Genomic DNA, 13,934 nt, shown 5'->3' with positions numbered 1-13,934 from the left:
AGCGTCGGTATGAAGGTCTTTGTTGTGTTGCTTATCATTTTCATCATTTTAATCGCACTTATGCTGCTTGATATGCTGCTTGGCCGGGCGGCGTACAAAAAACAGGCGTATGAGCCCGTTTTTGACCCGAAAAAGAGTGATATCAGACTCATTCACTGCGGCGGCGAGCTGGTCCAGCAAATGACGGCCGATATCCGCCAAGCCGTCTCTTCTATTCATATGATGTTTTTTATTATGAAGAACGACCAAGTCTGCCTTGATATGTTTCATTTATTGAAAGAAAAGGCGCAGGCCGGCGTCTCCGTATATCTGCTGCTTGATTGGGCGGGCAGCCGCCAAGTGAAAAAGCCTTCTATTCAAACGATGAAAAAAGCCGGCGTTCACGTTCATTTTCTGAACAAACCCGGATTTCCGTTTCTTTTTTTCAAGCTGCAAAAACGGAATCACCGGAAAGTAACCGTCATTGACGGCAAAATCGGCTATGTAGGCGGATTCAACATCGCGGAAGAGTATCTCGGCAAAAAGGCGAAGTTCGGAAACTGGGAGGATTATCATCTGCGGATGACCGGCGAAGGCACGGCGGATCTCCAGACTCTTTTTTTAAGCGACCTGAAACGAAACACCGGAAAAACACCCGAGTCACCCGAGGTTTATCCGCCGTTGCCGGAAGGGAATATCTCTCATAGGACATATGCGTCGGACGGTTTTTCGCTTGAATCGCATTATGAAAACTGCATCCTTAAGGCGGAGAAAAAAATCATAATCGGCACGCCTTATTATGTACCGAGCAAAAGGCTTCAAGCAGCGCTTATTGCAGCCTGCCGAAAAGGCGTCAAAGTCACCTTGATCGTGCCGATGAAGTCAGACCATCCGCTCGTTCGGGAAACAGCGTTTACCTATTATCCCGAGCTTTTGAAAGCCGGCTGTCTCATCTACCGGTATTATCAAGGCTTTTATCACGTCAAAGCCTTCATTATAGACGACCGCATCAGCATTATCGGTACGCCGAACTTTGATAAACGGAGCCTGTTCTTGAATGAAGAAGTGAATGTCATCATTAACGATGAGGCCTTTACGGAAGAAGTGCTCTCAACCATAAAGCAGGACATCGAAAAATCCGAGCTTCTCACATTAGAAAAAGTGAAACAGCGCTCCTTCAGACAGCTTCCTGCAGAATGGCTGGGAAAAGCCATATCTTATTTTTTATAAAGGAGAAACCATATGCTGTTCAGATTCGGTTTCGTTTCAAACGCCATGTGCCTTTGGGACGCATCCCCCGCCAAAACCTTAACATATGCGCGCTATACAAAACTTTCACCCGGCGAGCGGAAAGAGGCCCTGCTTTCTGTGACGAAAGCAAATCTTACCAACACGCTGCGCACCCTCCACTATGCGGTCGGACACGGCATCCCTTTGTACAGGTTCTCAAGCTCGATTGTGCCGCTCGCCACGCACCCGGATGTACTGTGGGATTTTGTCACGCCGTTTCGCCAGGAGTTCCGTGAGATCGGCGGGCTGGTCAGAAAATATGATCTCAGAACGAGCTTTCACCCGAACCAATTCACCCTTTTCACAAGCCCGAAACGGGAGATTACCGCTAATGCGGTCAAGGATATGGCCTATCATTATGACATGCTGGACGCCATGGGCATCGCGGACCGCTCCGTCATTAACATTCATATCGGAGGCGCTTATGGCGACAAACAAAGCGCGCTTGACCGTTTCAGCATGAATCTGAAAGAACTCCCCGATATCATCAAACAGCGGATGACTTTGGAAAACGATGATAAAACGTATACATCTGAAGAAACACTCAGTGTATGTGAACAAGAGGGCATTCCGTTTGTGTTTGATTATCATCATTTTTACGCCAATCCGGCCGATGACGCTGATTTAGATGACATTCTCCCGCGGATGATGAAAACATGGCAGCGGATCGGCTTAAAGCCGAAGGTCCACCTCTCCTCGCCAAAATCAGAAGCAGCCGTGCGCAGTCATGCGGACTATGTGGATGCGAATTTTATTCTGCCGGTGCTGGAGCGGTTCAGACAATGGGAGACGGACATCGACTTTATGATTGAAGCGAAAGAGAAAGACCGGGCGCTGCTTCGGCTCGTCGAAGAATTAAGCGCTATCCGCGGAGTCAAACGCCTGGCGGGAGGCGTGCTGAGGTGGAAAGCATAACCAGGTTTATCACCGGTTTATATGGGGAATTTCCGAAATAACAGACCATCAGACGGAGGAGAAAACACATGAAAAACATTACATCTTTGAAAATAGCCGCTAAGAAGTTCACTTTACGAAATATGCTTCAGCTTTATCAGCTTTGCCACACGGGAGGCCACGAGCTGTATATCTACTCTAAAAAAACGATGTGCAAAATCAAAGACATCATCGAACTGGAAACGTTCAGAATGGCGCATAAAGAACAAGAATATTTAATTGTAGTGGAAGGAAAGAAAGCGGTGCAGCTCATTGACCGTTTCAAACATATCATCGAACCTGCGCATAAAGAAGCCCATTAAATACGGACTACATAAAAAAGGATAGACAGGAGGCGCCTCGGCCCCCGTTCGTCTATCCTTTTTCTATATTAATGAATCAGTTCGCCGAATTGCGCCTGATGGAGTCTTTGGTACATGCCGCCGGATGCCAGAAGTTCCTTGTGGTGCCCTTGTTCGGCGATGCCTTCTTTCGTGACGACGACGATCCGGTCCGCATCCTTAACCGTAGCCAGCCGATGGGCGATCACAAGTGTCGTGCGGCCTTCAGAAAGTTCCTGCAGAGACTTTTGAATGGCGGCTTCCGTTTCTGTATCGAGGGCCGATGTAGCCTCATCCAAAATTAAGATCGGCGGGTTTTTCAAAAACATTCTGGCGATGGAAAGCCGCTGCTTCTGTCCGCCTGACAGCTTCACTCCGCGTTCGCCGATCACCGTGTCTAAACCGGCAGGATACCCGTTTACCAAATCCTCTAAATGCGCCTGGCGGACGGCCTGCCAGATTTCTTCCTCGGACGCGTCCAGCCGTCCGTAAGCAATGTTTTCCCGCAATGTGCCGGAAAACAGAAAGACATCCTGCTGGACGACGCCGATTTGTCCGCGCAGAGATGACAGCGTCATGTCTTTAATATCAATTCCGTCTATGGAAATCGCGCCTTCAGACGGTTCATAAAAACGCGGCAGCAGACTTGTCAGCGTTGATTTCCCCGCTCCCGAAGGCCCGACAAATGCGACCGTCTCCCCCGCTTGAATGGACAAATTAATACCGGACAGCACCGGATTGTTTTCTTCATAGCCGAATGACACATGATCATAGCGGATATTCCCTTTTAAACCCGACACATGTTTCGCATTCGGGGCATCCTTGATGTCAGGCTCCGTTTCCAGAATTTCCATAAAGCTTTTAAAACCGGCAATGCCTCGCGGGTACATCTCAATAATCGCGTTGATTTTATCAATCGGACGGAAGAGAACGTTTGTCAACAGCACGAAAGCGACGAATTCCCCGTAGGATAATGATCCGCGGATGACAAACCATGTGCCGCACAACAGGACGAACAGCGTGACGAATCTTGTCAGCATGTAACTGATCGAGCCGTTTTTCGCCATGATTTTATATGACGTCAGTTTTGTTTTGCGGAACCGCTGATTGTTCACGTCAAACCGCTGATTTTCAAACGCTTCATTACTGAAAGCCTGGACAAGGCGGATGCCGCCGATATTGTTTTCGACCCTCGCGCTGAAATCCCCGACGTCTTTGTTCAGTTTTGTAAATGCAGAGGTCATTTTTTTATTGAAATATAAAGCGAGCCAAATGACGACCGGCATGATGATAAACGTCAACAGCGCGAGCTGCCAATTAATGAACAGCATGACGCCGAACGCGCCCAAAATCGTCATGATGGCGATAAACAGATCTTCGGGCCCGTGGTGGGCGGTTTCTCCGATATACATCAAATCATTGGTGAGCTTGGACATTAAACTGCCCGTTTTGTTGTTATCGTAAAATTTGAAGGAAAGCTTTTGCAGATGGTCAAAAAGCTTTTTCCGCATATCGGTTTCAATGTTAATGCCGAGCATATGGCCCCAATACGTTACAACATACTGAAGTGCCGAGCTGAGGGCGTAGACCCCAAATAAAGCAGCGGAAGTCAAAATAATCAGACTCCAATCCCGGCCCGGGAGCAATGTATCGATAAAGTAATTGACAATCAGAGGAAAACTCAGCTCCATCAATCCGCCGGCAATGGCAGAAAAGAAGTCGAGAAAAAACAGCTTTTTGTACGGTTTATAATAAGAAAAAAATTGTCGCAGCACGATTCCGTCCTCCTTGTGCCTCGTTCCTAATGATAATATTTCTCAATTATACTATACACAAGGAGTTTTAAAAGCGTTTTTTATAAAACGCCGGAAAATAACCGCGCGAAGGATTCCTTCGTTCTTTCCCATAATGTGCGCTTATAGAAACGGACGGGGCTGATTTTCTCAGACTCTCTCATATCCTCCAGATAATGCGCTTCAAGATCTTTGATCGCCTTTTGATCTGTAAAAAAGACATTGACCTCAAAGTTCAGCTGAAAGCTTCTCATATCCATATTCGCCGTCCCGACAGAAGCGAGGTTTCCGTCAGTGATGAGCACCTTTTGATGCATAAAGCCTTTTTGATAGGAGTAGACTTCGATTCCTTCGCGAAGAAGCTCGGGGAAATACGATCTCGTCGCGTACTGGGTTAAAAACCCGTCATTGGTTTCCGGCACCATAACACGCACCTGGACGCCTCTGGCAGCTGCCTCCTTTAACGCTGTGCGGATCGGCTCATTCGGTACGAAATAAGGCGTCGCAATCCATACAGACGATTCGGCTGCCGCAATCATGGCATAATACAGGTCGCTCATCCGCTCCTTCATATCAGGGCCTGTCGGAACGACTTGATAGATGCCGCCGCTTTCTGCAGGGACCGGGCGGCTGTATGCTTTCTGATCAATAAGCACCTCATCCGAAACGTATTCCCAATCAAGCATAAAAATGCTGTGGAGCGTCTGAACAATTTCTCCTTCGACTTTCATATGGGTGTCACGCCAAAAACCGACATTTCGGTCTTTGCTGATATATTCCTTGCCGACATTCAGACCGCCGACAAAACCGGTTTTCCCGTCAACGATCACGATCTTACGGTGATTTCGGAAATTGAATTTCTGGTTGAAAAAGCCGTATTTCAGCGGCAGAAACGGGACGATATTCACACCCGCATGTTTCAGTTTTTTAATGTCTTTTCCGGCCAGCTTCAAGCTGCCGGCCGCGTCGAACAAAAACCGCACTTCCACACCTTCACGGGCTTTTTCCATCATAATCTCCATCATCTTGTGCCCGAGCATGTCTGATTTGAACATGTAATACTCAATATGTATAAATGACGTTGCCGCCCGAAGCGCCTCAAACAGCTCAGGGAATGTTTCATCCCCGTTTTTGAGCACCGTCAGCCTGCTTTTTGTATTGATATTCATATGGGCCGCTTTGATTGAATACTGAAAGAAACGTTTTTGATTTCCTTTCAATCCGGACAAGTCGGGAGTTTGCTCCATATCAAATATCGTCCTCAGCTTTTCCCGGTTATATGTCCGTTTCGACCTGAACAGCTTGCCTTTTTCATAAAGCTGGCCGGAAAAAAGGTAAAATAAGTACCCGGCGATCGGAAAAAAGACAAGAATGTGAATCCATAACAGCGTGTGCTGCGAGGTGCGGTTTTCTAGGATTAACGAATAAATGCTGAACAAAATAATGCTTGCATAGCAAAGCAATCCGCCGTAAAACTCAAGCCTGGAAACCGGAAAAAACCATATGACATATGCTCCGATAAGCATCATATATAAAAAGCAAAATTCCAGTCTCCTTTTCAGCATCCCGACTCTCCCCCATCTGATCCGATATCTCTGTATACCCTCTGTTTTCCGGCCTGTAAACATATGAAAAGCCTCTCCGAACGAGCGGAAAGGCTTACGATGAGGCTTCCTGTGATTGCCCCGTCGTGAGGTTATGAAGCAAAACCGGCTTGAGGGAGCTGCTGTTTTTGATTTTATTTTTAAAAATGCCGATGATCAGGCCCGTGACCGCAATCGACACTAAGGAGAAGATCCCTCTCAGCAATCCGACAGAGAAAATGCCGGCCAGCACTACGCCAAAATCGAAGAGGAAATTAACCGCACCCGGATTCCATCCGCAGCGCTTTTGCAGAAATAAAGCGAGGATATTGGCCCCGCCGAGCGATGCCTGATGGTAAAACATGAGCGACAGGCCGAACCCGATCAGCGATCCGCCGCAAATCGCCCCGGCAAGCGGTGAAACAGAGAACGGCGGCAGCCAGTGATCTGCGCCTGTAAACATAGTCAGCACTGTGACGGCAAAAACGGTAGATAGAGTGAATTTAATGCCCATTCTGATGAGGGAAAATACATAAAACGGGATATTAATCAGAAAGAAGATAACGGCAAACGAGGGTTGAAACAAATATGACAAGCTTAGTGACAGTCCGGCCGTGCCGCCGGTTAATATATGAGAATGTCTGAGTGTCAGGATGCCGGCGCTTGTCATGAGACAAGCAGCTACAATGAAGAAAACCCGCTTCATTCTTCACTCTCCTTTTTTGCATGTTATTTCACATCAAACATAACAGGAATCCCGGCCGCCCAGCCATTACATTGGCAGAAAATATCTTATATTTTTATTTTTTTCATCATAAAAATCCCCCTCTTGCAAGGGGGATTTTCATGAGCGTTTCCGATAAACAACATAGCTGCGGGTCAAATACTTGAGCGGCAGGCTGAACACATGAACCAATCTTGTAAACGGCCAGAGGATAAAAACAACATACCCAATGATGATATGAAACTTAAACCATAGCGGGACACTCTCCATCAAAGAAGCGTCAGGCCGGAACAAAACGATTTCCCTGAACCACGGCCCGACTGTCGCCCTGTAATCAAAGCCTTTCGAATCAATGTTGAGAAACGTGGCCGCAACGCCTGACAGCATCATGAACAGAAGCAGGATGAGCGTAAGGATATCCGATGGCGAGCTGGTTTTGCGGATTCTTTTGTCAAACAGCCTTCTGTACGTCAGGATCACTAGTCCGGTACATGCCGCAATCCCTGCCGGCAGTCCCGCGCCAATCGCTATTTTGTGATACATATGCTCTGAAATGCCAAGTGCAGTATACACGCCTTCCGGAATCAGAATTCCCATGACATGTCCGCCGACAACGAACAGCAGTCCCCAATGAAAAAGTGTGCTGCCCGCCGCGAGTTTTTTCTTTTCTAACAGCTCGCTTGATTTCGCCGTCCAGCCAAACTGGTCATGCTGATAGCGGTAAATATGCCCGCCGATAAAAATCGTCAATACAATGTACGGCATAATCCCCCACAGGATCCGCTCGCTCATGCCTGAACAGCCCCTTCTTCAATGCATTCACGCACGCCGAGAATGTCCAGCGCGGCCAGCAGGGCATGCAGGAGCACGGCGTATATGCTGTCATTTTTTTCGAGGCGGGATGCCAGCTCCCTCACATTGAACAGATATTTCTCAAACACGCTTCTCGCCGCTTCAGTCTCCGCAGCAGCCGCAAATTCCAGCATCAGCGGCAGGTAATCAGGCAGTTCTTTCTCTGTCGGCAGGAAACCGGATTGCTGGTATGCGTTCTTCAGCTGCAGCAGTTCAATCCCGCGCTCCCTTTGCTCGCCTGAGTTAAAGTAGGTGACGTACATATTCGTTTTTTTCCCGAAATCGAACGTATAGACATAGTGTTCAATCAGCGCTTCCGGAGAAAATCCGGCTGCCGCCTCTAAAAAGTGCAGCAGCTTCTCCCTGATTTTCCGGTTGCTGATTTCAACAATAAGAGACTTCCAATCAGGAAGCTCGGCTCTCCATTCTTCATCAGGATAAGAGAGAAGACAGGAAAGAGCAGAAAACGTAATTTGCCGGTCCATGGTGTTCATCTTGTTCCACCTCATTTATCAAAAGTTAGAAACAAGAGCCGGGGCCGCCTGAAAATGATAAGCCGCAGCTCCCTTGTTCAGCGTATAAATCAGACACTTCTTCCCGATGGCTGCTCGGGATCACAAAGCGGTCATCATATTTGGCGATCGCAAGTAGCCGGTACATGTCTTCAATTTTCTTTTCTGTTAAGCCGACACTGGAGATCAGTGCCGGGTCGATGATTTTATTCGTCTGGACTGCTCTCATATACTGGCGCATGACAGACATTTTCTTTAACGTTGACCGAATATGATCCGTATCACCAGCTGTTAATAGCTGCGCCAAATAGTCAATCGGAATTCTCATTTGGTCGATAGCCGGGAAAATATCTTCCGCTGTTTGCTGGCTGCCTTTTCCTTCAAAGAGATTCATAATCGGGCTCAGCGGCGGAATGTACCAAACCATCGGCAGTGTGCGGTACTCTGGATGAAGCGGCAGCGCAATCTTCCAATCGATGATCATTTTATAGATTGGCGATTGCTGCGCGGCCTCTATCCATTCAGCCGGGATGCCTTGTTCTTTTGCCAGTTTGGCAACCTCAGGATCATTCGGATCAAGAAAAACGTCCAATTGGGAATGGTAGAGATCCTTTTCATTTTCAACAGATGCCGCTTCCTCGACTTTGTCCGCGTCATACAGCATGACACCGAGATAGCGGATTCTGCCGACACATGTCTCGGAGCAGATGGTCGGCAGCCCCGCCTCTAAGCGCGGGAAGCAGAGTGTGCATTTTTCCGCTTTGTTCGTTTGCCAGTTAAAATAGACTTTTTTATAAGGACACGATGACACGCAATATCTCCATGAACGGCACGCGTTTTGATCCACGAGCACAATGCCATCTTCTTCGCGTTTGTACATGGCGCCGGACGGACAGGATGACACGCATGCCGGATTGATGCAGTGTTCGCAAATACGCGGCAGGTACATCATAAAGACCTCATCGAACTCCGTTTTGATCGATTCCTCCATTTTTTGAACGTTTGGATCTTCAAGCCCTGTAATGTGGCCGCCCGCGAGATCATCCTCCCAGTTCGGGCCCCATTCGATATTCATGAAATCCCCCGTCAGTGACGATTTCGGCCGTGCCACAGGCTGGTGTTTTTTCTGCGGACTGTTTGTTAATGTTTCATAATCATAGTTCCAAGGTTCATAGTAATCATCAATCGTCGGCTGATTCGGATTATAAAAAAGGCCTGCAAGCCGGTTTGTTTTCGGGCCGGATTTCAGTTCAAGCTTCCCTTTTTTCAATGTCCAGCCGCCTTTATATTTGCCCTGGTCCTCCCATTGCTTCGGGTAGCCGATGCCCGGCTTTGTTTCTACATTATTGAAGTACATATATTCCGCACCGGAACGGTTTGTCCACGTGTTTTTGCAGGTGACGCTGCATGTGTGGCAGCCGATACATTTATCCAAGTTCATGACCATCCCGATTTGCGCTTTAATCTTCAAGCCAATCGACCTCCTTTAGCTTGCGGATGACGACATTCAGGTCGCGCTGGTTCCCCGTCGGGCCGTAATAGTTAAAGCCGTAGCTGAGCTGGGCGTAGCCCCCGATCATCTGTGTCGGCTTGACGTGAATCCTTGTCGGGCTGTTATGGGTGCCGCCGCGGTTATTTGTCAGTTTTGTGCCGGGCACGTTGATATGGCGGTCTTGGGCATGGTGCATAAACGCCATTCCTTTAGGAATCCGGTGAGACAAAACCGCCCTCGCCACGACAACGCCGTTTCGGTTAAAGCATTCAATCCAATCGTTGTCTTTGATATCCGTATCCGCGGCGTCATCTTTATTCATCCACACGGTCGGCCCGCCGCGGAACAGCGTCAGCATCGGCAGGGAATCAAAATACATGCTGTGGACGGACCATTTATTATGCGGCGTCAAGTAATTAAGGACGATTTCTTTGCCCTCTTGGTCAGGCCGTTTGCTTAGAAACGGGCGATGCTGGAGGATCGGTTTAAATGTCGCCATCGTTTCACCGAATTCCATCATCAGTTCATGATCGACATAATAAGATTGTCTGCCGGTCAGTGTCCGCCACGGAATTAATTTTTCTACATTCGTCGTAAACGGCGAGTACCTGCGTCCCCCTTTTTCTGAGCCGGTAAAGGCCGGAGAGGTGATGACCGTTTTCGGCTGGGCTGTAATTTGTTCGAACGTAAAGCATTCTTCCTCCCGTTCTTCCGCCAGGTCTTTCAGCTCCAGATTGGTGACGTTTTCAAGTGATTCCCATGCTTTTACGGCGACTTTTCCATTGGAGGTGGACGACAGGGTTAAAATCGCTTCCGCCGCCTGCTTCGCTTCACTTATATTCGGACACCCCTTTGCGACGCTGTCCGAGGTGATTTCTCCAAGTCTCTTTTTGAGTGATTCATATTCATCGGCTATCGACCAGCTCATGCCTTTCGTTCCGCTCGGTTTTAAACCGGTGTAAGGCCCGAGCGCGGTCATTTTATGAAAGATGTGCTTGTAATCCCGTTCAACAACATGGATGTTCGGCATTGTTTTTCCCGGAATGGCTTCACATTCGCCTTTGCTCCAGTCATTGACTTTGCCGAACGGCTGGGCCAATTCCTGCATCGTGTCGTGGAGGAGCGGCGTTGCAACCACTTCTTTCACCGGCTCCATCTCGACTTCTTCCGCCAGATCGGAAACGGCTTTTGACAGTGCCTTGAAAATATCCCAGTCTGACTTCGATTCCCACGGTGCCGAGATCGCCGGAGCAAAAGGATGGATGAACGGATGCATATCCGTGCTGCTGAGATCGTGTTTTTCATACCATGTCGCCGCCGGCAGCACGATATCGGAATACAGCGCCGTACCCGCCATTCGAAAATCGAGATTGATTAATAAGTCGAGCTTCCCTTCCGGCGCCTGCTCCCGCCATTTAATTTCTTCAGGGCGGATGCTGTCGCTGTCGTCATTCATCAAACCGTTCGTCGTCCCCAGCAGATGCTTGAGAAAATATTCATGCCCTTTTCCTGAGCTTGAGATCAGATTGGCCCGCCATACGAAGAGATTCCTTGGGAAATTGGCTTCATTGTCAGGATCTTCAATCGCAAATTTCAGCTTTTTGTTTTGAAGCTGTGAGGCTATATACACACCAACGTCTTCAGGTGTCTCCGCCCCCGCTTTTTCAGCTTCTTTGTACAGGTCAATGCCGTTTTTATCGAAAGTCGGGTAGGACGGCAGCCACCCTAATCGCGCCGCCAGCACATTGTAATCGGCGTGATGCTTGTAGCGGGATGAAGAAGCGATCGGTGAAGCCAAGTCACTGATCGGCTGGTCTTCGTAACGCCACTGGTCTGTCGCAAAGTAGAAAAATGAGGTGCCGTTTTGCAGCTTAGGCACGCCTTCCCAGTCCTTTGCATTTGCGATCGTTTGCCACCCTTCAGCAGGACGGAGCTTTTCCTGACCGACATAATGAGCCCAGCCTCCGCCGTTTACGCCTTGTGCGCCTACCAATAAAACAAGATTTAACACCGCGCGGTAGATTGTGTCGGAATTGAACCAGTGGTTAATCCCCGCTCCGACGATAATCATGGACCGGCCGTCTGTATCAATCGCATTTTGAGCAAACTCCCTGGCAATCTGTATAACGGCTTCTCTTTTAATTCCTGTGATCTGTTCCTGCCAGGCAGGTGTAAACGGACGAGGATCATCATAGGATACAGCTGATTGTCCGCCGATACTCCGGTTCACGCCGTAATTGGCCAATATCAAGTCAAACACGGTCGTGACACACACCTCTTCGCCGTTCAGGTCCAATTTTTTAATAGGAAGATCCCGCTTGAGCACTTTGTTTCCGTCATTTGAAAAATACGGAATGCGCACCGAGCCGATTTCGTCCTCCATTCCAAGCACAGAGAGTCGGGGTTCAATCGGTTCCCCGGTGTCTTCATCGATCATATGCAGGTTCCATTTCTGCCGTCCGTCCCAGCGGGAACCCATTGTTCCTTGCGGTATGGCAAGAGCGCCTGTCTGATCATTCCAGACCGCAGGCTTCCATTGATCATGCTTTGTCTGCCGCCCGATGTCCTTCGCATGCAGAAACCGGCCCGCTGTGTATACACCGTTTTCTTTTGACAGAGTGACGAGGAATGGAAAATCCGTGTATTGCTTCGCATACTTGATAAACCGCTCCGTCTCTTGATTCACGTAAAATTCCTGCAAAATGACATGCCCCATTGCCATCGCAAGCGCCCCGTCAGTCCCTTGGCGGATACTGAGCCAGTCATCGGCGAACTTTGAGGATTCCGCAAAATCCGGACTGATCGAAATGACCTTAGCGCCTTTATAGCGGGCTTCCGCCAAAAAATGTGCGTCAGGCGTTCTCGTTAACGGAACGTTGGAACCCCATGTGATGATATAGCCTGAATTGTACCAATCACTGCTTTCCGGAACGTCCGTCTGGTCGCCCCAAATTTGCGGGGACGCCGGCGGAAGATCCGCATACCAGTCATAGAAACTGAGCATAGGGCCGCCGATTAAAGACATGAATCGCGAACCTGATGCGTGGCTGATCATGGACATCGCCGGAATCGGAGAAAAGCCGACATTCCGGTCAGGCCCGTATTTCATGACTGTATACAGCAGAGAGGCTGAAATCAGCTTCAGCACCTCAGACCATTCAGCGCGCACAAATCCGCCTTTCCCTCTTGCCTGTTTATAAGACTTCGCTTTTTCAGGATTTTCAACAATTGATTTCCAGGCATCAAGCGGATTTTGATGCGCCTGCAGTGCTTCCCGCCACAAATTGACCAGCACACCGCGCACGTACGGATATTTCACACGGAGCGGGCTGTAGATGTACCACGAAAAACTGGCGCCCCGCGGACAGCCTCTCGGTTCGAAATCAGGCATATCCGGGCCTGTTGATGGATAATTCAAGTTTTGTCCTTCCCACGTGACAATTCCGTTTTTCACGTAAATATTCCAGCTGCAAGAACCCGTGCAGTTGACGCCGTGGGTGGAGCGAACGACTTTGTCGTACTGCCATCTGTTTCTGTATACATTCTCCCAATCACGATCTTCGCTAGTGGTTTGGCTATGTTTATTTGAATGATGTTCGATAGGAGAAAAATAGTTTAATCTCCTGAACAGCGGACTCATTTTCTTTTTCTTCATGATCGTTCACTCCTTCCGAGTCAGGTGATGCTACGTACACTATAAACAGAGAGAGCGCATTTCCTTGTGAACTATGTCACACACTCTGCTTTTTTCACAAAACATTCACACAAAGGAGCAGGAAAGACGGCGGCGTTCATGGCAGGACGTTTTCTTTCAAAGAAAAAAACCGGTCCTCTTTAAGAACCGGGTTCAGCGTTTTCATCGCGTGATGTATGCAGATACCTCAAAAACAACTGATAGGAACAAAAGACATTTTGCTGAAGCATCGCCAAAAAATTCATTTGCAGCCGCGGATGGTAAGACATCATCTGCTTAAAAATGGAATATGGAATATGTAGTGCCAGAATGTCCGGTGAGGCATTGACTGAGATAAAAGGCGATAAAGAATGCCCGCCTTTTTCATCAATCGGAAACACATCGCCTTTTTCCCACAGCGCAACAGTTTGCGATCCTTCAGGCAGCCTGCTGTCCTTAAAACGGATACTGCCTTTTAATACAATATAAACGGATTGTGAATGAAGAAAGGATGGGGACTGATCAGATGAGCCGCTGATAAACGTCCCGTTTTTCAGCAAAGTTTCGACAATGGACAGGGGCACTTCGTTAAACATAGGAAGTTGTTTCAGAAATAATAAATAGTGACACTGATTCATAGGAAAGCCTCCTGTGCTATTGATAGCTTTAGTGTAGCCCGATTGAGCCCGCGCGGCAGTGATGTATTTCACAGCTTGTATGATGAATATCACTTATCAGGAGGATGCCTGCATTTATAATGAC

At 48.3% G+C, this 13,934-nt stretch carries 11 protein-coding genes; 3 read left to right on the top strand and 8 right to left on the bottom strand.

The features are described from left to right. Nucleotides 1-9: 9 nt before the first annotated feature. The 3 genes from cls (ACH32G_RS06600) to ACH32G_RS06590 all read left to right on the top strand — a co-directional run bounded on the left by cls (ACH32G_RS06600) (nt 10) and on the right by ACH32G_RS06590 (nt 2,525). Entirely contained in the window at nt 10-1,209 is a 1,200-nt protein-coding gene (gene cls / locus ACH32G_RS06600) for a cardiolipin synthase (RefSeq protein ID WP_045926578.1), read from the top strand. A 12-nt stretch (nt 1,210-1,221) separates the two neighbouring features. After that, nucleotides 1,222-2,184 (top strand): UV DNA damage repair endonuclease UvsE, encoded by a 963-nt coding sequence (gene uvsE, locus ACH32G_RS06595; protein ID WP_448814132.1) that lies wholly within the window; start codon nt 1,222-1,224, stop codon nt 2,182-2,184. Between the two features lie 68 nt (nt 2,185-2,252). Further along, complete coding sequence (locus tag ACH32G_RS06590) at nt 2,253-2,525, top strand: hypothetical protein (RefSeq protein ID WP_016937610.1); 273 nt, start codon at nt 2,253-2,255, stop codon at nt 2,523-2,525. A 68-nt stretch (nt 2,526-2,593) separates the two neighbouring features. Here the strand turns inward: ACH32G_RS06590 and ACH32G_RS06585 are convergent, their stop codons facing one another. From ACH32G_RS06585 to ACH32G_RS06550, 8 genes are all read right to left on the bottom strand, one after another. Next, nucleotides 2,594-4,318 carry an ABC transporter ATP-binding protein gene (locus tag ACH32G_RS06585; RefSeq protein WP_045926580.1) on the bottom strand — a complete coding sequence of 575 codons (1,725 nt, stop codon included), beginning with the start codon at nt 4,316-4,318 and terminating at the stop codon, nt 2,594-2,596. A gap of 80 nt (nt 4,319-4,398) precedes the next feature. Next, nucleotides 4,399-5,901: a cardiolipin synthase gene (gene cls / locus ACH32G_RS06580; RefSeq protein WP_016937608.1), complete on the bottom strand. Its 1,503-nt coding sequence runs from the start codon at nt 5,899-5,901 to the stop codon at nt 4,399-4,401. 94 nt (nt 5,902-5,995) lie between these two features. Beyond that, complete coding sequence (locus ACH32G_RS06575; RefSeq protein WP_016937607.1) at nt 5,996-6,625, bottom strand: YitT family protein; 630 nt, start codon at nt 6,623-6,625, stop codon at nt 5,996-5,998. A gap of 138 nt (nt 6,626-6,763) precedes the next feature. Continuing rightward, entirely contained in the window at nt 6,764-7,435 is a 672-nt protein-coding gene (gene narI, locus ACH32G_RS06570) for a respiratory nitrate reductase subunit gamma (RefSeq protein ID WP_016937606.1), read from the bottom strand. Beyond that, entirely contained in the window at nt 7,432-7,989 is a 558-nt protein-coding gene (gene narJ / locus ACH32G_RS06565; protein WP_342007161.1) for a nitrate reductase molybdenum cofactor assembly chaperone, read from the bottom strand. Before narJ ends, narI begins: the two co-directional genes overlap by 4 nt. A 25-nt stretch (nt 7,990-8,014) precedes the next feature. Further along, a complete protein-coding gene (gene narH / locus ACH32G_RS06560; protein WP_327814771.1) occupies nt 8,015-9,478 on the bottom strand; it encodes a nitrate reductase subunit beta in 1,464 nt (487 codons plus the stop codon). Continuing rightward, nucleotides 9,468-13,154 (bottom strand): nitrate reductase subunit alpha, encoded by a 3,687-nt coding sequence (locus ACH32G_RS06555; protein WP_342007162.1) that lies wholly within the window; start codon nt 13,152-13,154, stop codon nt 9,468-9,470. Before ACH32G_RS06555 ends, narH begins: the two co-directional genes overlap by 11 nt. 179 nt (nt 13,155-13,333) lie before the next feature. Continuing rightward, nucleotides 13,334-13,810, bottom strand: a complete 477-nt coding sequence (locus ACH32G_RS06550) for a Crp/Fnr family transcriptional regulator (RefSeq protein ID WP_342007163.1) — start codon at nt 13,808-13,810, stop codon at nt 13,334-13,336. Between the last annotated feature and the right edge of the window lie 124 nt (nt 13,811-13,934).

This window comes from Bacillus sp. CIS52, from assembly GCF_053545315.1.
The sequence above is the reverse complement of the archived record's forward strand: the minus strand, read 5'-3'. Positions and strand labels throughout refer to the sequence as shown.